General features: G+C 56.1%; 18 protein-coding genes. 3 read left to right on the top strand and 15 right to left on the bottom strand.

All coding sequences use genetic code 11. The features are described 5' to 3' along the window. Positions 1 to 45 precede the first annotated feature (45 nt). The 8 genes from EY643_RS18280 to EY643_RS18315 all read right to left on the bottom strand — a co-directional run bounded on the left by EY643_RS18280 (position 46) and on the right by EY643_RS18315 (position 10,352). Positions 46 to 1,806 (bottom strand): DEAD/DEAH box helicase, encoded by a 1,761-nt coding sequence (locus EY643_RS18280; RefSeq protein ID WP_153240600.1) that lies wholly within the window; start codon positions 1,804 to 1,806, stop codon positions 46 to 48. 69 nt (positions 1,807 to 1,875) lie between these two features. Next, positions 1,876 to 4,032 carry a TonB-dependent receptor gene (locus tag EY643_RS18285; RefSeq protein WP_153240601.1) on the bottom strand — a complete coding sequence of 719 codons (2,157 nt, stop codon included), beginning with the start codon at positions 4,030 to 4,032 and terminating at the stop codon, positions 1,876 to 1,878. A 37-nt stretch (positions 4,033 to 4,069) separates the two neighbouring features. Then, on the bottom strand, positions 4,070 to 4,369 hold the full coding sequence (locus EY643_RS18290; protein WP_153240602.1) for a hypothetical protein: 300 nt from the start codon (positions 4,367 to 4,369) through the stop codon (positions 4,070 to 4,072). A gap of 71 nt (positions 4,370 to 4,440) precedes the next feature. Continuing rightward, the gene (gltS, locus tag EY643_RS18295; RefSeq protein WP_153240603.1) at positions 4,441 to 5,634 is read right to left on the bottom strand and encodes a sodium/glutamate symporter; all 1,194 of its coding nucleotides are present in this window, start codon (positions 5,632 to 5,634) and stop codon (positions 4,441 to 4,443) included. Positions 5,635 to 5,643: 9 nt separating this feature from the next. Beyond that, a complete protein-coding gene (locus tag EY643_RS18300; RefSeq protein ID WP_153240604.1) occupies positions 5,644 to 6,558 on the bottom strand; it encodes a YbaY family lipoprotein in 915 nt (304 codons plus the stop codon). A gap of 48 nt (positions 6,559 to 6,606) precedes the next feature. Further along, a complete protein-coding gene (locus EY643_RS18305; protein WP_153240605.1) occupies positions 6,607 to 6,999 on the bottom strand; it encodes a nuclear transport factor 2 family protein in 393 nt (130 codons plus the stop codon). Between the two features lie 112 nt (positions 7,000 to 7,111). Further along, entirely contained in the window at positions 7,112 to 7,954 is an 843-nt protein-coding gene (locus EY643_RS18310) for a DUF1295 domain-containing protein (RefSeq protein ID WP_153240606.1), read from the bottom strand. A gap of 70 nt (positions 7,955 to 8,024) precedes the next feature. After that, positions 8,025 to 10,352, bottom strand: a complete 2,328-nt coding sequence (locus tag EY643_RS18315; protein ID WP_153240607.1) for a TonB-dependent receptor — start codon at positions 10,350 to 10,352, stop codon at positions 8,025 to 8,027. A 196-nt stretch (positions 10,353 to 10,548) separates the two neighbouring features. Between EY643_RS18315 and EY643_RS18320 the strand changes: the two genes are divergently transcribed. After that, entirely contained in the window at positions 10,549 to 11,022 is a 474-nt protein-coding gene (locus EY643_RS18320; RefSeq protein ID WP_153240608.1) for a hypothetical protein, read from the top strand. Here the strand turns inward: EY643_RS18320 and EY643_RS18325 are convergent, their stop codons facing one another. The 4 genes from EY643_RS18325 to EY643_RS18340 all read right to left on the bottom strand — a co-directional run bounded on the left by EY643_RS18325 (position 11,023) and on the right by EY643_RS18340 (position 17,397). Then, on the bottom strand, positions 11,023 to 11,892 hold the full coding sequence (locus EY643_RS18325; protein ID WP_153240609.1) for an alpha/beta fold hydrolase: 870 nt from the start codon (positions 11,890 to 11,892) through the stop codon (positions 11,023 to 11,025). It lies immediately after the preceding gene. Beyond that, positions 11,885 to 13,441, bottom strand: a complete 1,557-nt coding sequence (locus tag EY643_RS18330) for a class I adenylate-forming enzyme family protein (RefSeq protein ID WP_153240610.1) — start codon at positions 13,439 to 13,441, stop codon at positions 11,885 to 11,887. Before EY643_RS18330 ends, EY643_RS18325 begins: the two co-directional genes overlap by 8 nt. Before the next feature lie 90 nt (positions 13,442 to 13,531). Further along, positions 13,532 to 15,802: a TonB-dependent receptor gene (locus EY643_RS18335; protein ID WP_153240611.1), complete on the bottom strand. Its 2,271-nt coding sequence runs from the start codon at positions 15,800 to 15,802 to the stop codon at positions 13,532 to 13,534. Positions 15,803 to 15,951: 149 nt separating this feature from the next. Further along, the gene (locus EY643_RS18340) at positions 15,952 to 17,397 is read right to left on the bottom strand and encodes a sodium:solute symporter family transporter (RefSeq protein ID WP_153240612.1); all 1,446 of its coding nucleotides are present in this window, start codon (positions 17,395 to 17,397) and stop codon (positions 15,952 to 15,954) included. Between the two features lie 107 nt (positions 17,398 to 17,504). Between EY643_RS18340 and EY643_RS18345 the strand changes: the two genes are divergently transcribed. After that, positions 17,505 to 18,152, top strand: coding sequence for a TetR/AcrR family transcriptional regulator (locus EY643_RS18345; RefSeq protein WP_153240613.1), 648 nt, complete (start codon positions 17,505 to 17,507; stop codon positions 18,150 to 18,152). Positions 18,153 to 18,158: 6 nt separating this feature from the next. Here EY643_RS18345 and EY643_RS18350 read toward each other — a convergent pair whose 3' ends face one another. Next, a complete protein-coding gene (locus tag EY643_RS18350; protein WP_153240614.1) occupies positions 18,159 to 18,518 on the bottom strand; it encodes a hypothetical protein in 360 nt (119 codons plus the stop codon). A 339-nt stretch (positions 18,519 to 18,857) separates the two neighbouring features. Here EY643_RS18350 and EY643_RS18355 point away from each other — a divergent pair, with 339 nt between their 5' ends. Then, positions 18,858 to 19,175, top strand: a complete 318-nt coding sequence (locus EY643_RS18355) for a hypothetical protein (protein WP_153240615.1) — start codon at positions 18,858 to 18,860, stop codon at positions 19,173 to 19,175. Positions 19,176 to 19,228: 53 nt separating this feature from the next. Here EY643_RS18355 and EY643_RS18360 read toward each other — a convergent pair whose 3' ends face one another. Together EY643_RS18360 and EY643_RS18365 are read right to left on the bottom strand one after the other, a co-directional pair. Continuing rightward, positions 19,229 to 21,886 (bottom strand): TonB-dependent receptor domain-containing protein, encoded by a 2,658-nt coding sequence (locus tag EY643_RS18360; protein WP_153240616.1) that lies wholly within the window; start codon positions 21,884 to 21,886, stop codon positions 19,229 to 19,231. Between the two features lie 15 nt (positions 21,887 to 21,901). After that, positions 21,902 to 25,417, bottom strand: a complete 3,516-nt coding sequence (locus EY643_RS18365; protein WP_153240617.1) for a hypothetical protein — start codon at positions 25,415 to 25,417, stop codon at positions 21,902 to 21,904. Between the last annotated feature and the right edge of the window lie 10 nt (positions 25,418 to 25,427).

The raw sequence follows: 25,427 nt of genomic DNA on the forward strand, positions 1-25,427 counted from the left end.
TCTCTCTGAACTGAGGTCAGATTTTACCAGCCCGGGCGCAGGATTTCACTTGCCCGGCGGCTTGCCCTTGCTGCGGTGCTTGGGGCCATTGTTGCGCTTGCGCGGCTTGCCAGTGCCTTCCAGTTGCTTGGATATCTGCAAGCGCTGCCCGCTCACCCACACTGTCCTGAGATGTTTGAACAATTCTTTGGGCATCCCCTCGGGGAGATCGACGGTGCTGTGATCATCGTAGATCTCTATCCGGCCGATATACTCCGCATCGATGTCCGCTTCGTTGGCGATAGCGCCGACAATATTGCCCGGCTTTACCTTGTGCTCATGGCCAACTTCGATGCGAAAGCGCTCCATACCCTTTTCCGGCCCGGCAACTTCACCTTTCTCCTTGGCTTCACGCGGGTCGTAGCTCTCATCGCGAGAACTCCTGGCGGTACGCTTGGCCTTGTGTCGCTCTTTGTCGTGCTTTTTGTCCTGCTTTTTCTCGGCAACAGGCTTGGCGACTAGCGGTGTTTTTCCCTGAACCATGGCCGCAAGCGCCGCAGCGACTTCCAGCACAGGTACGCCATACTCGGCCTGATAATCCTGCACCACTTTGCGGAACACATCGAGATCCGCCGTGTCCAGCGCCTCTGAGATCTGTTGCTTGAATTTGCCGATACGCTTGTCAGTAACCTGCTCAGCGGAAGGCAACTCCATCTTCTCAATGGTGCCAGTGGCTTTTTCGATAGCACGCAGCAGACGTCGCTCACGATTGGCCGCAAACAGGATGGCATCGCCTGTACGACCTGCACGGCCGGTGCGCCCGATACGGTGCACATAAGCTTCAACATCATAGGGAATGTCGTAGTTGACCACGTGGCTGATGCGCTCCACGTCGAGCCCCCGGGCCGCTACGTCGGTCGCGACCAGGATATCGATATTGCCGCGCTTGAGCTTGTCGATGGTGGCTTCGCGCTGCTTCTGTGGAATATCGCCGTTGAGTGCCGCTGAGGAATAGCCGCGCGCCGCAAGTTTATCTGCGATCTCGGTCGTCGCGATCCGAGTCCGAACAAACACGATCACTGCATCGAAATCCTCCACTTCGAGAATCCGGGTGAGCGCATCAAGCTTGTGCACACCGGCCATCATCCACACACGCTGGCGAATGGATTGATTGGTCATGGTCTGCACTTCGATAGCGACTTCAATCGGATCGTTCAGGTGGCGCTTGGCAATACGCGCAATGGCGTTGGGCATGGTGGCGGAAAACAGGGCCACCTGGCGCTCATCGGGGGTCTGTTCGAGTATCCACTCCACATCGTCGATAAAGCCCATGCGCAGCATCTCATCGGCCTCGTCCAGAACAAGGCTCTTCAGGCCAGAGAGGTCCAGCGAGCCGCGACGCATATGGTCCATCACCCGTCCCGGGGTTCCGACGACAACCTGCACTCCGCGCTTCAACTGGCGCAGCTGGCCGCGATAATCGGTGCCGCCGTATATAGGCAACACGTGGAAGTCTTTGAGATAGGTGGCGTACTTCTGAAAAGCCTCCGCTACCTGAATCGCGAGCTCGCGGGTCGGTGTCAGCACGAGCACCTGAGGGGAGCCACTCGCAGGGCCAAGATTGGCCAGTACAGGAAGCGCAAAGGCGGCAGTTTTACCCGTTCCGGTCTGGGCCTGGCCGAGGACATCGCGGCCCTCAAGCAGGGCAGGAATAGTCGCGGCCTGAATCGCAGACGGCTTTTCATAGCCGACATCAGCGAGTGCTTTTTGCAGGGAATCGGGAAGGGCCAACTCAGAAAAGCTGGATACCGCCGCTTGCGTAGACATGTCGTTTCCTTGGACGGCAGAATAAGCCGCCCCCAGAGGGAGGGGGCGGGGATTATACAGATTTAAGCGCTAGAAGCTATAGCGAATACCAGCCTCGATGGAGCGCCCGGCCTCCGGTGCGATCTCACGCAGGAAGGATGTACTGAGGCGAATCTCCTCGTCTGAGACATTGTTCAGGTTCACAAATGTCACCAACTCGCCGGAACCCAGCGCCAGACGATACTCACCGCCGAGGTCCCAGCGCGTGTATCCCTCTGTTTCTTCCTCATTGACACCCGGTTTGTCCTGATCAGCCGCATCAACCACTCGGGTCCATACTTCCCAATTATCCGCAACCCAACTCAAGCTTCCACCGACGCGCATGGGCGGCAGACGCGGCACATCGTCGCCGTTGTCGAGTTCAGCGCGAATGTAGTCACCATAGACGCCCACAATCACATCACCACTACCGATGCTGGCCACGGTCCACTCACTGTCAATTTCGATACCGTAGAACTCAGCGTCTTCCTGCGCATACACGTACACAGGCACTTCATCGACTTCCTCGCCAGTGGCGAACAGCCCGATGTAGTCCTCGAAATCGTTGTAGTAGGCAGTCACGCTCAGATAGCTACCCTCACCGTACCAGTTGAGGCTCAGGTCAACATTGTTGGAGGTTTCAGTATCGAGCTCGGTGTTACCGATTTCAATCGAGCTGGTCGCGGCGTGGACCACCAGATCGTGCTCGTCTTCCGCTTCAACATTGGAATAGAGCTCCTCAGTAGCGGGAGCACGCTCAGCAATCGACAGGGCTGCGCCGACAGACCAGGCACCGTCGATATCCCACAGTGCAGAGCCGGAGGCGCTAAACGCATTGAAGGATTCGCTGCCGGCGGCATAGGTATCGGGGTCACGCTCATCGCGGTCGTAGCGGGCTCCCAGTTCGAACATCCAGTCGCCAGCGTGGTAGTCCTCTACCAAGAAAAGACCCAGCTCGCTGCTATCGGTCTGCGGGATAAAGGCCTCTTCACCGAGCGCACTGAACTCGCCATCCACCATCTGCAGACCAACGACACCATGGAAATTGCCGATCGGCTGGTGCACGGCTTCCAGCCGAGCTTCCCATGTTTCGTTGCTGTAGGTAGTGCCTATCTCACCGGTGCCTTCAATTTCATCGTGCTCATAGTCGGTATAGGTCAAGAAGCCACGGAACACTTCGAGGCCCGACAGGGGCTCATGCAGATGCATGGCTACGTCGTAGCGTGTCTGCTCCAGATCGATGCGGATGTCCTCGCCATGACCTTCCTCTTCATGCTCGTCATGCTCGTCATGCTCTTCTTCGTGCTCTTCTTCGTGCTCTTCTTCGTGCTCTTCTTCGTGCTCTTCTTCGTGCTCGTCATGATGGCCGTGGGAGCCATTGGGAATACCGTATTCATTCTCCAGACGGTTTACCGCGAGACCGATAAAACCGCTTTCGAAGTGGTAAGAGCTGCCGAGGGTAAAGCTCTTGGTGCGGCCACCGGTATTGTCCAATACGCCCTTGGTCTGTTCTTCGTCCTCATGCTCGTCATGTTCTTCGCCTTCGTGCTCCTCCTCTTCATGCTCGTCATGATCATCATCGAGCATGGCGTAGCCGGGGATTTCCAGGTCATTCCAGTCGCGATAGAGCACGTCGGCATGAAAGGCGAAATTACCGGAACTGCCGTCGAAGCGTCCGACGACATTGTCCAGATCAGAAGCACTGTCGTGGCGATACTCCAGCGCACCGGCAGATTCTTCACTCAGGTTAGCCGGTACACGGTTGTCGATCACATTGACAACACCACCAATGGCACCGCCGCCGTACAATAGGGTAGCGGGGCCGCGCAGAACTTCGATGCTATCGGCCAGCAGGGGCTCAACCGCAACTGAGTGGTCGGCACTGAGATTAGAGGCATCCGCACTGCTGGTACCGTTTTGCAGCACGGTGACTCGAGCACCCTGGTGGCCGCGAATTACCGGCTGGCCCACACCGGGGCCGAAGGAAGCGTTGGCAAGGCCAGGCTTGTTACCCAGGGTATCCCCCAGGGTGGCGGAAGCGGCACGGCTCAAATCGTCGCCAGTAAGCACAGTGACAGGCATGGCGGTTTCAGCAGCCTGCTTGTGCAGCGGCACAGATACCAGCACATGTTCCATGGGAAGGTTTTCGTCGGCTACAGCCGCGTTCGCTGCGGCGACAGCCACAGCGAGGGGAATCAATCGTTTCATTGCTATCTCCTGAAGATTATAAAATTAAGTTTTATAGTCAGGAAAGTTGCGGAGGTCCCCGCGCAAGGAAGGCCAGGCTGGCGCCGGCGTGACTGGATTGCTGGTCAGCGGAATCCGGTGTAGATGCGGCCACCGGGGGCAATATGGGCATACCGGAAACCGGCATAGCCGCCCCGCTGCCGCTTTTGCAGACCAGGCATTGAGAATAGCTGTCGTCGAGGCCGCTCCAGTGATCGTGGCTGGCCTCCTGGATCTGCAGCGCAGCGGCGAACAGCAACGCCACCAGGGCCATGGCCCTGGCGGTAGCGTTCTTACTGAGTCGGTCGCTGAATTTCATGCAAATCTATGATAATCGCCGGGGGGCGGATTATATACAGCCTCTGCTATCTATTACTACCACCGGAAACGTCAACCAAACCACGCCAACAGCAGGTTGATGACGACTGCATTGAACAGATCGATGAAGAAAGCTCCCACCAGAGGCACCACAATAAAGGCTCTCGGGGCCGGACCGAGGGATTTCGTTACCGCCGTCATATTGGCGATCGCGGTGGGGGTCGCCCCCAACGCCAGCCCGGAATAACCTGAACAAATAACGGCCGCGTCGTAGTCACCACCCAGAGCGCGAAACACCACGAAAATGGAAAACAGACTGATGAGAACCACCTGAGCGACGAGTAGCAACATCATCGAACCCGCCAGATCAGCCAGGGCCCACAACTGGAGGCTCATTAACGACATGGCCAGGAACAGGCCCAGGCTGACATCTGACACCAGGGCCAATGAGCGCGTACCCGAGGGCCACTGGTACTTGGGCAGGAAGCGCGGCAGGCTATTAGTCAGGATAATCCCGGCAAAGAGACAGGTTACGAAGTCGGGAAGCTTAACCCCCCAGCTACCGAACAACAGGTTCAAATGGAGGCCCAGGCCAATCGCTATGGCGATCACCAGCAGCACCTGGAGGATACTGTCGACGTTGATAATTTCGTGTTCTTTGTAGCGAAAACCAACCGTCAGGTCGCCAGTGGCGTCAGGTGTCAATTTGTGCCGCCACACCAGAAAACGGGCGATGGGACCGCCGATGATGCCACCAAAAATGAGGCCAAATGTGGCGCAGGCGAGGCCAATCTCCATGGCGTATAAGATACCGTAGTCACGCGCAAAGGTCGGCGCCCAGGCGATGGCAGTGCCGTGACCGCCGCTTAAGCTCACTGAGCCCGTGAGCACACCGAGTACCGGCACGCTGCCGGTGGCTGCCGAAATACCGATACCCACCAGGTTCTGGATAAGCAAATACCCCGCGGCCAGCAACAGCAGAATGCCCAGTGATTTGCCGCCAGCCTTGAGGACATCAATCCGGGATGAGAGACCAATGGTGGTGAAAAAGACCACCAGCAGCATATCCCGATTCGCCATATCAAAATTGACTTCGATATCGGCAAACGTATACAGCAGCCCGAAGAAAATTGAAGCGAGAAGCCCTCCGGTCACAGGCTCCGGAATATTGTAGTTGCGCAATAGCGCCAACCGCGCATTGAGAAATCGCCCCAGATAGAGGACCAGAATGGCCGCAATCAGAGTCTGTCTGGTATCGAGTTCCACAACTACTCCCTACTTGGGCTTAAAGGTCGCGACAACCTCGCTACCTGACAGCAGGGCGAGGTTATCCCCCTCCATGCGATAAGCATCAACGCTGCCCAGTGTCTTGAGATAACGCTGCTCCAACTCACCCCCATCCGCACAGGCCATCATCGTTCCCGCTAAATTGCCAAAGACAATGGGGGTGCCGTGAGTGGACCCACCATCGGTACTGAAGCCTCCGCTGTAGCGGTTGCAGCCAGAGAAGCCCGCCGCCGTGCTTTTACTTGCATTCATATGCAGATCAATTGCCTTGCCCCCAGCCCCGGCGGGCGCGGTTTCACCGGCCAGTGTGTCGAGAATCCAGACAATAGTGCCCTCCTCGGGCTCCGCTGGTGCAGCCACAGCCGCACCACCACCTGCCGAGGGTGCCTGCTGTTGTTCTGTGCGTGCTTCCTCCCGCGGTTCGGTGCGCGCCACGTTTTGAACCAACACACTCACCGGATTGCCGCTGAAAGGATCGATATAGTCAGTATTGGTAAAGCGCAGCCTGCCATCCGGGTCGGTGATGCGCACTCGCAGGGCGTAGCGCATACGCTCGTCTATCTCGGCCGGGTTGTACTCGATACTGAACGGATAAGGCGGGCCACCCTGGGGTTTGAGCATGACACTGGCCATCACCGTCGCCATAGCATCAGCCCTGGAAATATCCTCTAGCTGCACCTCCACCTCGGTGCCGGGAGGCAGCATGATCCGCTCGCGATAGAAAACTTCACCTTCAATTTTTGCCACTTCAACCACCTCCTGCTCGGGTTGGGGCTCAGGTGTTGCAACAGCCGCAGGCGCGGTTGCCTGCTCTTCACCGCCACAGGCCGCAAGAAAGACAGCGAGGGCTGCAGCAAGTGTGGTGCGCAAAGGTGTTTTCGCCGCCGCGGTGCTCTTCAACATTGTGGTTCTCCTGATTGCCTTCCTGAAAATATAGCCTATCCAAACAGATCAGGCTGACAGTTGCTCCAGCATATCAGCCATCTTCTGCTTCACCAGATGGAGAGCCTTGAGAGGACGCACCATAACCTTGAACTCACAAATCTTACCCTCGTCGTCGAAGGTCATGATATCCACGCCATTGACTGTCAGGCCATCAACCTCCGTGACAAACTCAAGCACCGCATGGTTGCCGCTGACGACTTCCTTAATATAGCGGAAGCTTCCACCCACGCCGAGGATGTGAAACGCCCCCGTCAGGTACATTTTGGTCAGCTCGCCACCCTCTTGCGTTGTGTGCAGAACGGGAGAGACAAAATCACAGTCATCCGCAATCACTTCCGCCAGTCGAGAGGGGTCTTGAGCCGCCAGCATCTCATGCCAGATAACCAGGGTATTGTTCATATAAAGCTCTCGTTGTGGACGCCGCCAAAGCGCAGAATCTAACATGGTAGGCCAGCCCAGCGCGCAATCCAAGCCGCTCTCTGCGCACTGACGGCTCGCCTCTCTGGCGTCGCTAGAAAAGCCGGGGGAAAAGTACCGGGGTACGCGCCTTGTAGGCTTCGTATTCTTCCTGCCCGCCCCACTTGGCATCCGCCTTCTTCTCCAGCAGCGGAACACCGCTCACACGCGACAACAGCAAGTAAACAAATACCGGTGATACCAGGGTCGCCATGGCCCAGCCCTGCAGCGCTGGCAAGGCGATCAAGGCCACCCCAAACCAAAGCAGTATCTCGCCTGCATAATTGGGATGACGGGAGCGCGCCCACAAACCCTCGGTGATAAATTCGCCAGCACCAGCACGGCCGCGAAACACGCGTTTTTGGTGATCGGCAATGACTTCTATCGCAAAGCCGGCGACCCACAAGAGCACGCCGACACATGCCAGCACCCCGATGGGAGCATCGCTGTCTGATGCTATCGCTGCGAGTGCTGCACCGGCGGTGATCAATACCCACAAACCCTGCAGACTCCAGGTCATGAAAAACCGAACGGGGTTGGGCTTGATCTTGTCAAAGCGATCATCCGCACCATCCTTGTGGATGCGCGCAAAAAGGAAAGCGCCAAGACGCGAAGCCCAGATCAGCACACAGATAGCCAGCAACAGCGAGCGCATATCAATGGAGCCACTGAGCGCAAGGGCAAGCACGATACAACTGGTGTAGGTGATGCTGCCGACAAGATCGTAGAATTTTTCTGTCTGCTTCAGATAAGCCGGCACGAACGCAAGCCATTGCAAGGCAAAAGCCAGCAAAGCACAGAGCGCGAAGACGGGCATTCCAGCATAGCTAGCTGAACCCTGACTGCCGGCCCAGGCGATAGCCAGACCCAGCGCGTAGACGATGATGATTCCTCGCATAGTGGATTCCTTGGAAATTCAGATAAAAAAATGGCGGCTCAAAAGAGCCGCCACATCAATCACACCGGGCTTAGAAGTGCCAGGTAGCCTGCAGGTAGGTCGTGCGAGGCCGTGACATGAAGCTGTAGAAGGTATTGGTGCCAAAGGTGCTGCCAGACAGCGGCGTGTTGCCCACGTAAGTGAACTGCTGCTCGTCCGACAGGTTTTGTACCAGTACCGCGACATCCCAGCTGTCAGCGTAGAGACCCATGCGGAAGTTCATCTGGGTGAGGTCATCCACTTCCCACTGCGGGTCCAGGTTCACGTGCACATTTTGCTCACCGGTGTAGGACAGGTCGAAGGCGCTGTGCAGCTCCAGTTCGGCACCCAGCGGGTAGACATGGCTCAGGCTGAAGAAGCCGCTCCACTCAGGTGCGTACTGGCCGGTACGGCCGGTGTAATCACACAACCCGGTCTCAGGATTGGGAGTCTCACGGTTGTAACAGTTACCGTTGGGGTAATCCGTGTACTCGTGATCGAGATAGGCTGCGCCATAGGCGGCTGTCAGGTTATCAGTGATCGCCCAGCGACCATCGATCTCCACTCCCCAGAGTTCAGTTTCAGGCGCGTTGCCCACGTTGAAGCCGAGGGTGCCGTCGAACTGCGCTATCTGCAGGTCGGTGTACTCGGTGTAGTACAGGGCGGCGTTGAACTCGAGCGTGCCGTCCAGCAGGGTAGACTTGGCGCCCAGTTCGTAGGTCTCGTTCTCCTCACCCTCGAACTCCCAGCTCGCAGTAGAGTTGGAACGGGCATCGAAACCGCCGGACTTGAAGCCCTCGGTATAGGAGACGTACATCATCACATTCTCAGTGACATCCATCTGGAAGTTAACCGCAGGCGTGAAATCGCTCTCGTCGCGGCTGCCGTCCAGCTGGTGGCCAGGGATCTGCTGGTTTTCAACACCAAACACAGCGAACCACAGGAAAGGTGCCGCTGAATTTTCAAGGAAATTGCCATCGAGGTCGGTGATGAATACTTCACGATCGGCGTCGCGCGTCTCGTCGGTGTAACGGCCACCCAGTACCAGGCGCATGGTGTCGTTAATATTCCACGTTGCCTGGGCAAAGACAGACCACGCCTCACTGTCCTGGTTGTAGAAACGCTTGGCGCCGGTACCCGTCAAGGGTGCAAGGGCTCCGCCGGCGATAGCAGGGCTGCCGAGAATCGCATCTGTCGGGACGGTCAGATCGCCGTCATAGTTCAGTTCACTTTCCTGGTAGAAGACCCCGGCCAGCCAATCGACAGTTTCACCGCCCGGTGACACGATCCGGATCTCCTGACTGAACTGGTCATATTCTTCCGCTTCCAGAGTATCGATAATCGGTGCTGCTACGAAGTCACAGTCACAACCATTGAGGATGTCATAGCCGACGAAACCAGTGATCGACGTAAGCTCATAGTCACCCATGGCGTAGTCAATCGTCAGGGTGTAGTTCTCGATCTCATTCTCGGAAATCTCGGACTCGTCGCGCTGACGCTTGTTGTTCTGCTTGGCCTCTTCAATACCGCCGGGATAACCCAACAGCCCCAGGATCTGGGAGAAGTTGAAACCGGGCAGCGGCGCATCCGCGAGACCGGGATCATCCTGCACAATTTCGATCTGGCGGCCGTTTACGTCAAACTCATCGCGCTCGGCTTTGAAAGTAATCTCGAGGTTGTCGGTCGCGGCCCAAAGCAGCTGACCGCGCAGGGCCCATTCGTCACGCTCGGGCTCGTCGTTGCCCAGGGTGGTGTTTTCCATCCAGCCGTCTTCATCATACTTGCGCGCTGAAATACGTCCGAAGAGGTTGTCAGTCAGTGGGCCTGACAGGATACCGGTGAACTCGGTGATCTCACCGTCCGGGGAGTACTTACCAGTAACACGTCCTTCGAGCTCGTCGGTGGGCTTGGCTGTCACAATGTTTAGCGCACCCGCAATACTGTTCTTTCCGAACAGAATACCCTGGGGGCCACGCAGGACCTCGACACGCTCAAGGTCGAGGAAAGGTGCGCGCAGCAATTGCTGGCGACCATAGTGGACGCCATCTACGTACTGGCCCACGGACTGCTCGAAGCCCTGGTTGTTGCCGGTACCGACACCACGAATATAAATCTGGGTGCTGATGCCGGTCTCGGTCATTGACAGGTTAGGCGTGAAGGTTTGCAAATCTTCGATCTTGAAGACGCCTGCCTCTTCCATCTTGTCACCGGCAACGGCGGTGATGGACAGCGGCACATCCTGCAGGCTCTCGACCCGTTTCTGGGCGGTAACGATAACTTCTTCCAGCTGGGCGAAGGCAGTGGGCGCTGCGACGGCAGAGGCGAGAGTGATAGCTGCGGCGAGGCGTACCGGGGTAAACCGGCGGTTGATATTAGACATAAGACTCTTCCAGGTTGCGTTTATTTATTAGCGAAAGGTAACTTTGACCCTACGCTTTTATACGGCTCGCGCAGTATATCGGTTCTTTTGAAAAAGTTTCTAGCCGGGTAATAGTGAAAATTTCCCATGTGAATAGCTCAGCAAGAGTCGGCCCGCTATGCGCTAAACTTCCACCTGAAGTCACGAGGAACCCACCATGCCAACTCGCATTAGCACTTTATTGCTATTCACATTGTTGTCAGTCGCCGCGAACGCAAACCCGCTGGCTCCGTTCGAGCGACTGATCGGCGGCAAATGGGTAATCGTGGACTATTCGTATCAACGCTTTCACTGGGGCCCCGGTAAGCACTCGGTGCAGGCCCGTGGCTACAGCATAGAAAATGGCGAAGAAGCATTAACATCCACAGGATTCTGGTACTGGGACCCGGAGGAAAACGCCATTGTTGGTGTGCACTCTGCAGCGGATATGCAGGTGAACCTGTTCAAGTATCGCACCCATTTTGAAGGGGACACCATGGTCAATGAACTAAAGAGTTTTGGCGACAGTGGTGCAGCCACTTACATGGAATACTGGGAATTTACCGATGTCGATACTTACCAGTGGCGCCTCGTGGAGAAAGGTACAGACAAGCCGATAATGCATGGCGCTTTCAAACGCCTCGCCGAATGATCAGGGAAGACCTTGCAGAAATTGCTCGATAGCCTCTAATGCCAACGCTTCATTGAGCGTCGGAGCGTGGCCGCGGCCAGGGATTTCGACGTACTGAAGATCCGGCTTGCGCTCTCGCATGGTATCGACACAACTGCGCGCCAGAATATCCGAGGTCTCACCGCGTACTACAAGGAGCGGGATGCCTGAAACCGCGTCGAACAGCGGCCACAGGTCCGGCGGCGCGGCCACGTCCTTATCACTATCGATGGGCTGTGAAATCGCCGGGTCGTAAGCCAGCACGGGAATACCGTCAACATCGTTGTAGATCCCGCGCGTGAACTCCTTCCATTCCTCATCAGTGAAGTCGGGAAACGCTATACCATTGATTTCTCGCGCCTGCGCCACGGCATCATCCCAATTGTGTACCGGTTTGGTCTTGCCGACATAGGCTTTGATACGGTCGAGACCTCGCGGGTCAATCTCGGGCCCAATGTCGTTGATGACCATCCCAAGAATACGCCCTGGCTGCGTGGCACCCATCATAATAGACATCAAGCCACCCATCGACGTCCCGCAGAGAATCACCTTGTCGATCTGCAGATCTTCTAACAAGGTCAGCATGTCCTGAACATAGACAGCGGGATTGTAGTTGGCCACCACCGGATCGTAGTCTGATTTTCCACGACCGCGGCAATCGACTGAAACAACTCGACAGGCTTGACTCAATTGGCTCGCTAATCCGGCAAAGTCGGCGGAGTTGCGGGTGAGGCCATGCATGCACAGCACAACCGGTGGCTCAGCCCGCCCGGGTGTGCGGCAGGCATAGTCCCGAGCGTACAGGCGCAGGCCATCTGTGCTCTGGTAATAATGGTCGACATATTCAGCCATATTCACGGTCCTTGAACTGTTGGCGCAATTCGCGCTTCAGTATCTTGCCGTTCGGGTTGCGTGGCAACTCATCAACCAGGATGACATCTGCCAGGCGCTGCTGTTTACCCAGATGACTGTTAGCCCACTCTTTTAATGAACCCGGCTCACAGCCTGTGTCAGCAGGTACCACCAGTGCAACAGGAGTCTCACCCCATCGAGCGCTGGCCAGGCCAATCACGGCGACATCATCGATCGCCGGATGATCAAACAGGATCGCTTCGATATCCTGCGGATAGATATTCTGACCACCGGACAAGATCATGTCCTTCTTTCGATCGACGATATAGAGGTAGCCTTCATCGTCCACATAGCCGATGTCGCCTGAGCGCAGCCACTGTACACCGCTTGCGTCAATGAACTCTGCTTCCAGGGTCGCGTCTTCACGCGCCCAGTAACCCGGCATCGAGATGCGGCCCCGGGACACAATCTCGCCGCTCTGATTCGTGCCAACAACCCTGTCATTGTCATCGACAATACAGATGTCGGTGCCGATAAGCGGCTTGCCCACACTCGACCAACGGCCTTCGGCCTCCTCCGGCTCCAGTGTCGTAATAATACCTTCGGTAAGACCGTAAAGTTCAATAATCCCGCAGGGGAAGTACTCGAAAATCTCCTGCTTGAGGCTCTCGTGCAATGGCGAACCACAACTCATCATGCCCTGCATACTTGAGACATCGCCATTCCCCGCCTTAAGCAATTCAACCACGCGCTGAAACTGGATCGGCACCATAGCCGTGTGGGTGATCCCCTCCTCTTCTGTACTGCGCAAAAACTCCACCGCATCAAATCGAGACTGTACAACGAGGGTGCCGCCGGCGATTAGCGTACAGAGCATCGCCACCCAGGAAATATTGGAGTAGAGCCCGATGGTAAGCAGCGTTCGAGCGGAGCCGTTGTAGCGCAACGCAATCGCGAGATCGTAGGCCCAGTCACGTCGCCCACGGTGATTGTGCAGAATGCCTTTGGGCAAGCCGGTAGTGCCAGAGCTGTAAATGATATTGAGCGGCGTATCACCGTCGTAATCTGGAGATGGCATAGACTCCGGCTGGCCTGCGCACAATTCGTCGAGAGAAATCCAATCATCGACAGCGTGGCTGTCGGTCACCAGTAGCTGCAGTGACGCGGGCAAACTACCGGCCATTTTGCGGATGCGAACAGCCTGCTCCGCCGTGGCAACGAGCGCGACAATGCCAGCATCGCTGAGCATGCCTGCTAAAGCATCGTCACTAACAGACAGGTTGATGGGCACCGAGCAGGCTCCGGAAGCCATGATGCCGAAAATGGCTTGAACCATGGGCAGGCCATTGGACATGACGATGGCTACCCGGTCGCCAGTGCGCACACCGCGCGCGCGCAGGCCGTGGGCAAAGCGATGGTTGGCTGCACAGAACTCAGCCCAGCTCCAGCGCGCGTCCCCGCAAATCACCGCGTCCTTGGCGCCCCGCCATTTGCCGTGTAGCGAGAAGATCTCCGGCATCAAGGGGGCGACTGAATCAAATCTGTTCACTGCTTAAGTATCCACGAATCTGGTCTGGAAAAAAGGGCCGCGGGATCAACCGCGGCCCAAACAAGGGCATTGCTGCCCTTCTGCACACATCTAGAAGCGATACTCTGCGGTCACCGTCCAGGTACGGGGCGGGCCGTAGAAAATAGTCGTGTTGTCCTCCAGGCCGATCGCTGAGCAGTAGACCTCATTACCGAAACAATAACCGGCAGTTTTAACATCTTCGTCGGTCAGGTTTTTACCGTGAATGCCCAGCAACCAGGTGTCGGCCGCTGACAACCAGACGACACTGGCATTGACGATGTCGTGGGAGTCCTGGTCGATCACCGGCGCTTCAAATTCGAACTGGGTGATATCTCCCTTATAGGAGTAGCTGGCGTTCCAGTTCAAATCGCCGCCGAAGGCATCCATCACGTAGTTGAAGCCAACATAAGCCATCTCTTCCGGTGTGTTCTGAATGTAGCGATCATCAGAGACGTCGACATCATTGACGATCCACTCGGTGATATCTGTATCCAGAAAACTCGCTGCGACTTGCATGCTCAATCGCTCAGTCAGCAGGAAGGTACCTTCGATCTCGATACCCGCGATTTCCGACTCGCCCGCGTTAGTCAGCGTGCCGACAAAATCGTCATTGGTGCCGTCACCGTCGCTGTCGATACCGACCGAACCAGGCACCTGCATGTCGGTGTATTCCGAATAGAAAAGCGCGATGTTGGTCACCGCCCGACCGTCCCAGTAGGTGGATTTGAAACCCACTTCATAGGAGTCCAGTGTCTCGGGATCCACACCCTCTTCAACGGCGGGAGTCACAAAATTTGCGCCGCGTGGATCGAACATTCCCGCTTTGAAGCCCTGGCTGTAGCCAGCGTATACCGTCATGTCGTCATTCCACAGATAGCTGACGTTGACACGAGGGGACCAATCATCCCAGGTTTCGCTGGCCTCATAGTCGCTTGTCGCACCCAGGAGGAAAGCATCATCGTTGCCAAAGAAGGGTGAGCCCACCCCAAGATAGCTTGCCCTGTACACATCGACTGAGCGCTCATCCTCGGTATAGCGAACACCCACAGCGACGGACAGCCTTTCAGTAAAGTTCCAGGTCATATCAGCAAACGCCGACCAGGACTCAGTGTCCACCGTGCCGCCTGTATAGGACGTCAATTCAGTACCGTAGGCCACGCGGCCCAACTGCCCCAGGACAACATCGAAATCATTGGAGGCAGTTGCGTCGATGTAGAATAAGCCCGTGACCAGGTTCATTTTTTCGCCGCTGTATAGCAGCTGGAATTCCTGCGTGAATTGCTCGTTGTCGTAGATCACTGGCGCGTCGAAATCGTCCACTGACAAGCTGTCGAAATCGATCACGGATTCGGTGTAGTCGGAACGGTCAGCAGTAATCGAGCGAAGCGTATAGTGGTCGCCGAAGTTCCAGTCTACGGAGAGCGCCCAGCCATCGGCTTCGACTTCATTGTTGCCATTGATTCCAGCCGTGGTCGCATTGTCAGCAGCGCCCGCCCAGGTATCGCGGATATCGCTCAGCACAGGTTCGCCAGAGGCCGCTCCGGCGCGTGGACGATAGCCCGCCACCGGGTCCGACTCATCCTGAGTGTCGTCGTAGGAGAATCGCACCAGCAAATCTTCCGTCGGCAACCACTCGGCGCTCAGACGATAGGCCAGAATATCCTTGCTGTAGTTGTCATCGCCCGTGGTAAGGCTCTCGCCGAATCCGTCGCGCTGAAAAGATGCCAGTGTTCCCCCCACACGGAAGGTATCGCCGAGCGGCACACTGATCGTTCCCACCAGATCAACCTGATCGTAGTCACCATAGCTTGCTTTCAAGCTCCCGCTGAGCTCATCGTCAAGCCGTCGGGTGACATAGCGAATGGCGCCACCCATGGTATTGCGGCCATACAGCGTACCCTGCGGACCACGCAGCACTTCGATACGTTCTACATCGTAGATGTCCACCACATTTCCCTGGGGGCGAGACATGTAGACATCGTCCATGTACAGGCCGACGCCCTGCTCGAAACCAGCCAGCGGGTCTTGTTGTCCCACACCCCGAATGAACGCTGTGAGGGTAGTGTTAGTAGCCCTGGAAGGCTCGAGAGTAACGCTGGGAACAGCCTGCGCCAGCTCGGTTATATCGGAGGCCCCTTTCAAGGTCAGGGCGTCACCTGAGATAGCCGTAACTGCGATGGGCACATCCTGCAGGCTCTCAGAACGGCGGCGGGCGGTAACGACCACTTCCTCGAGGGAGAAACTCTCACCTTCACTCTGGGCGACAACAGCGGGGGAACCCACAGCAGTGGCCATCGCGATGGCAGCGAAAAGCGGCGTACGGGCGGTACAAGGTTTCATGTGTAATCCTCTGTTTGTGTCTTATTTTGACGGCAAATCTTAGTGTTATCAGCGCGAAGGCCTAATCGCGCATTTATTTCAACAATTGTTGAATTGACTGGAAAAGTAATTCAACAAGCGTTGAACTGTCAAGCTTCGAATGAAATTTTTTACACGCCGGCAGGGTGATTGTTGGGCGTATTACGTGTCAGGAATAAACCAGCAAGACCGAAAGCCAGCGCCGCCAGTATCGCGTATGTGGCTGAAACGGCCGGGTTTTCCACCCCGCCGAACAAGTTGAGCCCAAGGTGCAGGAGCAGGCCTATCGCGGCAGAACCCGCCACCACCCAAAGGGGAATATGGCGCCGCACCAGCACGCCGAACAGCACCGGCACAAGCGACGCTGCCGCGAGCCCATAGACGCCCTTCTGGGCGAACAAGCCGATCAATGGCGGCGGGTTCCATGCGAGAACAACACCGACAATGCCTACACCCACGAGTACCCAGCGGGACATGACCAGGCCGTCCACCTTTTCGCCGGCCAGCGGATGCACGATATCGTTCACTACCATTGCGGAAAGCGAGACCAGGATGCCGTCAAGCGTACTCATCCCCGCAGCCAGCAGGGTAATAAAGATAAACACCAGCACATACTCGCCCCACAGCGAGGAGCTGAATTCGTGCAGCAGGTATTCCCGGACCACCGTATCCTGGGCCCCCACGTCCACGCCGGAGAGGCGCGCATAAAAACCAATCATCAACATCAGCATAAACAGCGAGCCCACCGCGACGGTCGTGCCAATGAACTTGCCAATGTCTTTTTCGCTGCGAAGATACAAAACCTTGGTCAGAATATGCGGCTGTAGCATCAGCGCGAATGTCACGACAAACCCACTCAGAAAGACCGAAAAGAAGTCGAAGTAGAGATTGCTGTCGGGATTGTAAATCGAGCCGTAGCCCTCGCCGATTCTGTTCAGGGATCCCAGAAAATCACCGTCGAAGTACTTGAAGCCCAGTACAAACAAAACCACAGTCACCAACATCATCATGATGCCCTGCAAGGAATTCGTATAGGCGTGGGCATACGTGCCCCCCATCAAAACGTAAGAGAACACAAACAGCAGGACCATAATCAAGGCGGTCTTCTGCTCCACGGGAAAAAGACCGGTCACCAACAAACTACAGCCCACCAGAATCAGTACCACGAAGGTAATGGAGAGCAGGTTAATAAACGCGAAGAACAGGCTGAAACCACGGTGGTTGTAACGATAATAAATCCACTGGGGGATCGTAACAGCGGCGCTATCTTCTCCGAGGCGCAGGAAGCCCCTGGTCAGCACAAGAAATGCGGTGAGAATACCCAGAGAGCCTGCGACGCCGTAATGGATATACGCGGAAAGACCATGGGTGTAGACAAAGCCCGGGTTGATTACGAAGGTCGCCGTGGATGAAATAGACGCTGCCAGGGTTATGCCAACCAGATAGGGACTCATATCCTTGTTGCCAATCGAAAAACCCTCGACACTGCGGGTTCGGCGCATGCCCAGCCACGATAGCCAGTACACCAGTAGCGCGTAGCCCCCTACCATCAGGTACTTGAAAATTTCTGGGCTCATAGATTTCGAAACCACTTCATTATGATTTATTGTCGCTGCGGAGTGTATTCAACAAGCGTTGAATTTACAACTATGCTAATCTCTGGCTCTGGAAAATAAGGACGATAATGAGTAAACGCGCACCCAGTCCCAAGAGCGAGCGCATCCTCGATGCGGCGGAAGAACTTTTTGCCCTGCATGGTTTCGATGGCGTGACCCTGCGTCAGATCGCCACGAGTGCCGGCGTCGACGTGGCCCTGGCCAGCTACCATTTCGGCAAGAAACTCGACCTGTTCAACGCAGTATTTGAACGCAGGGCGGGCGACCTTAATGACTCGCGCCTGAACGCTCTGCGCGAGTGCCAGCAACAAGCCGGCAAGAAAGGCCCCACCGTAGAGCAAGTCATTGAAGCGTTCCTGCGCCCTCTGGAAATCGCCCAGGAGACCGGGGATGACGGCTGGAAGAATTATCTGGCACTCATTGCGTACATCAACAACTCCCCCTATTGGGGCCAGAAAATGATGTCCAAGTTATTCGACAAACTGGTATTGGAATTTATTGAGGCACTGCGGGGCGCCTTGCCCGGGGCCCGGGATGAAGATCTTTACTGGTGTTACCACAACTTGTCCGGCGCTCTAACCCTTACCCTGGCGCAGACTGGCCGAATCGATAAACTTTCCGGGGGGAAATGCCGCTCCAGCGATTTCCAGGCGGCATACGATCACATGATCCCGTTTACTGCGGCAGGATTCCGCAAAGTGTGCGGTTCGAAATAGCCCCGGCTATAGGGCAACGGTAACCCGATAGTAGGCCTGCTCTTCGCAGGAAGAACTGTCGACAAACGTCTGCAGCCGCGCGTCAACCTGATCCGGATTATCGCTCTCAACCGCAAACATCAAGCCGTCCATGTAACCGAGCGCCTTGGACAGGATATTGTCACGCTCGAGGTCATCGAAGCCATCCAGCACGGTGTGAGTGCGGGAGCCGTATTCATTTTCTGACAGGTATCCCAGTGATTGCTCCGCCAACACACAGGCCAGCTGGCGCGAGGCAACAAATTCTTCCGGGGCCAGGGAGAGGCTGTGGGCCGACGAGGCCAGCAGCGTTGCGAACAGGCCTGCCACTATTACAAAAATACGCATGATACCAACGAAATCATAGGCTTAAGGGGCACTTGGGCAACATTTATCCAACTCATTGGCGCCACAATACAGGGCTTTTCTTACAGCAATGTGACTCTTTTTTGACACTCCCACAGCGCCAGCACTCTTCATGAAATGGTTGTTTCATATGTATGAATGAATTATGAATTTTTTATTACAAAGATAGATGGTGGAGACCGTTTGTGGGTATATTTTAAGCAGTCGCCTAGCACTCAATTGTTATTGTTTTGTGACACTTAAATGAATTATACGGCCGCGAGGCCGAAACCCCCGGTGTGGGGTAGTTGAACCCCACCCGAGCGCGAGGAGGTAAACACAATGAAAAAGTTAATTGCAGCTCTATCTACCGCAGCCCTGTTGGCCACGTCCGGCCTGGCCATGGCAGAAACACGCAAAGACTGCCTGTTGGAAGGTACTGTCTATGAATCGGGTGAAGGCCAGAGCGTAAAATTCCACTCTGCCAAGAAGTACGACGAAGATGCTAATTGCCGCGTCCGTCGTGGCGAAAAAATGGAGTTCAAACTGCCGGAAGATACCCGCCTGAAGGAAGCGCCCTCTGGCAGCACGGTCAAGTACCGCTATCAGGAAAATAACGACGGTAGCAGCAAAACTGAACTGGTTAGCGTTAGCACCTGATCGGCGGCTCAGCGAAAGCGGCAGCAAAAAAAGGGGGCTTACGCCCCCATTCACTAGAACCTGGCCTTCAAGCCAAGACTGTAGGTGACGCCCGGATCCCAGCGCTCGTATAGCTGGCCTCCCTGGGTCCACTCAACTTCTGAGTCGAAAATATTGGCCGCCTTGGCCTCCAACTCCAATTCAGAGTTCTGCCATTCGAAGGCGTACTTCAACAGTACGTCGACACGGTGGCGGTCTTCCTCGACGATATCCGGCGCATTGTTGTCACCCACCAGCACGATCCGCTCGCCAGTAAAGTTGTAGGCAATACTACCGGTGATACCGTTGTCATAACCCTGGTAGGAGAACAACACATTCCCCAGCAGGTCAGACTGGCCGGTCATGGGGCGCTCGTTGGAATAGAGCGGAGCGATCTGGCGACCGCCGGTCAGAGGCACGTCTGCCGCGGTTTCGCCGTCACCCAGAAGAGTCACCTCTGAATCAATCCAGGAGACGTTCGCCGATACGCGGAAACCGTCCCACTCAGGACTCATGCCGAACCATTCGCCGAAGTAAAGCTCTTTACGGATATCGAACTCCACACCTTCCAGCGTGGCCTCTTCCGCGTTGAACCAGGTGAAGATATCGCCCTGTGCCTGAATCTTGGCAAGCTCGATCGGATCGGTGAAGTCCTTGGAGAACACACCAACTGACATTTCGTCTGCCGCTCCGAAATACCACTCCCAGCGTAAATCCAGGTTCTCCACATCGGCGGGTTCCAAAAATACATTACCGCGATAGAGGTTTTGATCTTCGGGATTGCGCAGGGTAGAACCGGTGATCTCCAGCAAGCTCGGACGGTTTACTGTTTCCGAATAAGCCACTCGAACCTGCATATTCTCCAGGAATTCCCAGGTGACCGAGCCGCCGGGCAAGGTATCGGAATAGGAGCGTTTCACAAGGTTTTCTGTGCCCTGTTCGGTGTTACCACCCCAGGCATCAGCGGTGATGTCCGTATCTTCGTTGCGAACACCCAGTTGCACCCGAACCGAAGGCAAAACCTGCGAGTCAATGGTGCCGTAAAAAGCGCTCACTTCCTCGGACGACTCGGCAAACGGGAAGATCCCTGAAGCATTGGCCTGGCCGGCAGAGAAATCTCGCACCGTCAGATACTGGTTCGCCCAGTTATCAGTGCTGAACAACTGTTGCGGCGTCATCCACGACACGTAGTCAGGTGCCGATGGCTGCAGGCCAAAGCGGAACAGGCGATCTTCACTCTCGCGACCACGCTCGTAGTCGGAGTAGCCCGCCTTGATGGTGCTTTCGAGAAAATCGATCGGCAACTCTATATCGAAACCATAGTCGTCAATCTCATCTTCGAGTTGGCTGTAATTGCGATCAGGCGCCTGGTAAACATCCCGCAAGTCGCCAGCTGCCTGACGGCTGGGGTCAACCAGAGACATATAGCCGCTGTTGTCCTCTGCGTATGTGTAAGTGCGGGTATCAGGCGCTTCCCTGGAACCGGAGCCGTCTACGATACGCCACTCGAACAACATGTCGTTGAGGCTGCTGAAGTAGTGCTCGCCGGTCAGCTGAAACGACTCGATCTCGTTTTCAGTCCACTGCAGGCGATAGCTCTCGACAAAAGTTCCGTCTGTCACATCGTCTTCAGAAGACAGGCCGCGATCCTGTTGAACTTCGTCCTCAGACTGACGCAGATTCAGCGCTGTGAAAGACAGCGAGTTATCCTGATTAAGCTCCAGACCAAGGTTTAGGAAGCCAGACAGGTTTACGGTTTGCTTGGTAATCCAGCGTGTGTAATCAACGGTTTGGTTGCTGCCGCCATCGACACCAGTGAACTCATAGCGCGCAAGATCCTTGATCGTGTTATTCCACACATTGGTGTACTTGACGTTACCCAATACGCCCAGCGCCATACCATTGTCGAAATCGAAACGCTTACCCAGCTCAGCTTCGCCACTGTAAATGGGCTTCATATCTTTTTCGTAGATATCCCAGTTGTTGTAGAAGCTGGCACCCAGGTTGGCTTTCTGGGGGTAATCTACGTCTTCAAACTCTTCACTGGTAAGCCCCTGGACATTCTTGGGAATTTTGCGAGTGCCATCGTCCCAGCCCCAGTTGTCGTTCTCGCCACCGCGGTAAAAAATTCCGTCGCCGCCTGTAGTTTCGGAATTGCCGCCGATCCGCAACTTGGCGACGAAGTAGTCTTCATCGGGAATGGTCTTGGTACGGATGTCCACAACACCACCGGAGAAGTCGCCTGGGTACTGAGCAGAATAGGTCTTCTGCACCAACAGGCTCTTCACGATATTGTTGGGAACAATGTCTAGGGGCACCGTCTTCTGGAACGGAACCGGGGAGGAGATACGCGACCGGTTAAGCAGGGTCGAAGAGTAGCGCTCACCCAGACCGCGAACGTAGACGTATTTGCCGCCTACGAGGCTAAGGCCTGCCACCCTGGAGAGGGTCGCGCCGACTGTTGTCTCCGGCACCAGGTTCATATCGTCTTCACCAACGAGGTTGGAGATTTCAGAGGTGTCCCGTTTTTCGTCCGGGATGAACTGGCCGGTCACAAATACTTCTTCGATCTGCGGCACCGTGGCGCTGATCTCGATGTCTGTCTCCTGTGCTGTAGCGCTGGCGGACATTCCCGCCAGGGCTGACAGTACCGCAAGAGGCAGCTTCGCAGGTATTGGTTGCTTACGTTTCATTGCCGTTTCTCTCGTTTACAGCCCAAATACCCAGGAACCTTTCCAGCTGTCGAAGTCGGATCCGACCACGTCAGATGCTTCAAAGAATCCATCAGAAGGCAGGGTTGCGGCGGGCGGTATGCTCCCGTCCTGAGTCACGTTGACCGCGCCATCCAGGTAGGTCTGCAGATCCGGGTTATCGCCATCCACTACCTCGGAACAGCCAAAGGAGGCACTCTCGATGTTGATATCCATGCCGATGAGGCCGATCGAAGTGTCGCCGTCAACGTCCAGGCAAGTAGCTGAGCCGCCGACCATCACGTTGTAGAGATCGGCTCCCGTGCCGCGACGCAGGCGTATGCCGCGCTCGCCAGTGTTGCCCAGGATGGACATATTGGCGATGGTTGGATTGGAACGCGGTGCAGCGTTCTCGTCACCTTCGCGGTTGTCCGCTTCGATGCCGTTATCCGCAGAGTCGTCAGCCTGAACAATGTGGACATACTGCATGCGACCTTGCCAGCCGTCAGTCCAGTCCAATGAGTCATCGGCGTTGCCTGTGAGAACCACGTGCATGGCGTCTACTGTGCCACCGAAGAACTCGATGCCGTCGTCCAGATTGTTGTGAACCTGGATATAGTCAACCATGGTGCCGGAACCTACACCCTGGAAGGCGATACCGTTCAGCTGGTTCTCAGGGTCAACGTTGGAGCCGGCGTACTTGACGACAAGGTAGTTGAGGCTACCGCTGGAGTCGAAAGCATCGGCGCCACCGAACAGGCCTGAGTTCGCTTCACCTTCCTTCGTACATTCCACGGTGCCGCCTTCGGCGCCTTCCGGACAGTCGTTGATCGGCGCGTTGCCATTGATCACAAGGCCGCCCCAGAGTCCGCGAGTAGAATCGGACAGGTTGGAACCATCCACGTCGGCCAGACCGGTCAGTGTCACAGGTGCAGTCGCTGTACCGTTGGCCACAATCTGCGAGCCGCGGGAAATCACCAGGAAGTCCTCGGCATCGTTACCGACAACCGTAGTACCCGCATCCAGTGTCAGGGTTGCCGAATCAGTGTTGTCTCCACCCACCACAACTTTGCCGCTGAGAATGTAGAAGTTACCGGAGGTCAGGTGCATGTCAGAAAGAATCGTTTCCGGCATCAGACAGGTAGGCGTGCCGTTGATCGGGCTGCCATCGGTAGTGCCGTCAGGACAACCTGCTGGCTCAGCCGGGAAGTCAGGGCTGCCGGTGTCGATGTCACCAAATGCCCAGCCTTCGGTCCAGTCATTGGCCGGGTCTGTAGCACCAATGAAGTCGACAGTCTCAAAGTTACCCATGCCATCCAGGTTAACCGGAGTGACCGAGCCACCCGTCTGGGAAACGTTACCCAGACTGTCCAGATAAGACTGCAGATCGGGGTTGTCGCCGTCTACCACTTCCGGACAGTTGAAGGACACGCCATCGAACAGGATTTCAGTGCCCAGCAGGCCATTTGAAGTGTCACCATCCACATCGATACAGGTAGCATTGTCGGTGATGTAGGTGTTGTACATGCGAATGCCGGTACCGCGACGGAAGCGCACGCCACGCTCGCCGGGGTTACCCACGATGGACATGTTGGCAATCATCGGCATGGAACGCGGCGTGGCGTTCTCGTCACCTTCGCGGTTGTCCGCCTCGATGCCGTTGTCGGCAGAGTCTGCGGCCTGGTTAATCACCAGGAACTGAATGTTGCCCTGCCAGCCATCTGTCCAATCCAGCGAGTCATCAGCATTGCCTGTCAGCACAACGTGCTTGGCAGAAACACTACCACCGAAGAACTCGATGCCGTCGTCCAGATTGTTGTGCACCTGTACGAAGTCGACTTCAGTGCCGGAACCCACACCCTGGAAGGCGATACCGTTCAACTGGTTCTCAGGGTCGACATTGGAACCGGCGTATTTGACCACAAGGTAGTTGAGACTGCCGCTGGAATCGGAAGCGTCAGATCCGCCGAACAGGCCGGAGTTCGCTTCGCCTTCTTTGGTGCACTGATCGGTGCCGCCAACAGCGCCCTCAGGACAGTCGTTGATCGGCGCGTTACCGTTAATCACCAGGCCGCCCCACAGGCCGCGAGTGGCGTCGCTCACACCGCTGCCATCGACATCTGCCAGGCCAGTCATCGTCACCGGCGCATTTGCTGTACCGTTAGCTACGATCTGGGAACCGCGGGAAATCACCAGGAAGTCGTCGGCGTCATCACCAACAATAGTGACACCGGCATTGACTGTCAGGGTAGCGGAGTCAGCGTTGTCACCACCGACAACCACCTTGCCATCAAGTACGTAGTAATTACCTGAAGACAGGGTCAGGTCAGAGGTAATGCTCGAGGGCAGTAGACAACTGGACACACCATTGATGTCTCCGTTCTCAGTGGTGCCGTCAGGGCAACCGGTGCTGGGCTGATCGCCGCCGCCATTGCTGACAGAACCAGCTACGGTCCAGCTAGCCGTCCAGTCGTCGCCGCCAAAGGCGCCAATAAAGGGTGCCGATTCGAAGTCACCGGAAGGTGTTACCGGGTCAACCTGGCCACCGGTTTGGGACACTTCTTCAGCGGAGTCGAGGTAGACTTCCACCGCACCGTCGTCATCGTCTTTGTGCGTTTCTGTGCAACCGAAGCTGGTGCCGGCAATGGTCAGGTCGGAACCCAAGAGGTTGCGGGATTCGCCACCAATGCGCAAACAGGTGCCGGCATCAACAACAAAACTGTTGGTCAGGTGAATGCCCGTTCCGCGACGGAAGCGCAGGCCGTTCTCACCGCCGAGGCCGTAACCGGACATATTGGTAATATTGGGCAGAGAGCGGGGCTCGGCATTCTCGTCGCCCTCGCGGTTATCTGCCTCGATCAGATTGTCGCCACTGTCTATCTGCTCCATATATAGATATTGGATGCTGCCCTGCCAACCGTCAGTCCAGTCGAGAGAGTCATCGCCGTTACCGGTCAGTACAACGTGGCTGGCGGAGACAGTGCCGCCGAAGAACTCAATGCCGTCGTCCAGGTTGTTATGTACCTGCACGAAGTCAACCTCGGTGCCGGAACCCACGCCCTGGAAGGCGATGCCGTTCAGCTGGTTTTCAGGGTCGACGTTGGAGCCTGCATAAGAGACAACAACGTATTTGAGGACACCAGAGCTATCGGCGGGATCGTCACCACCGAACAGGCCGGAGTTCGCCTCACCTTCCTTGGTACATTCGGCAGTGCCACCTGCAATACCTTCCGGGCAGTCATTGATAGGGGCAATACCATTGATAACAAGGCCACCCCACAAGCCGCGAGCGTTGCTCTCGACATCGCCGGTCACCGCCTGGTTGGCCGTAAAGTTAATGGGCTGCTCCGCGGTACCTTCCGCATGTATTTTGCAACCCTGCTCAATGACAAGGAAATCTTCGTTGGTGGCGCCGACAATCGTCGCGCCCTTCGCTACTTCCAGAACACATGACTGAGCCTGGGACTGCGCGCTATAGCCTGTAGAGAGCAGGAGGCCTGCTGCAACAGCACTGTATAATTTTGTTCGGTTCATTCTGGCAAGT

It is taken from the genome of Halioglobus maricola (assembly GCF_009388985.1).
Classification (GTDB): domain Bacteria; phylum Pseudomonadota; class Gammaproteobacteria; order Pseudomonadales; family Halieaceae; genus Halioglobus; species Halioglobus maricola.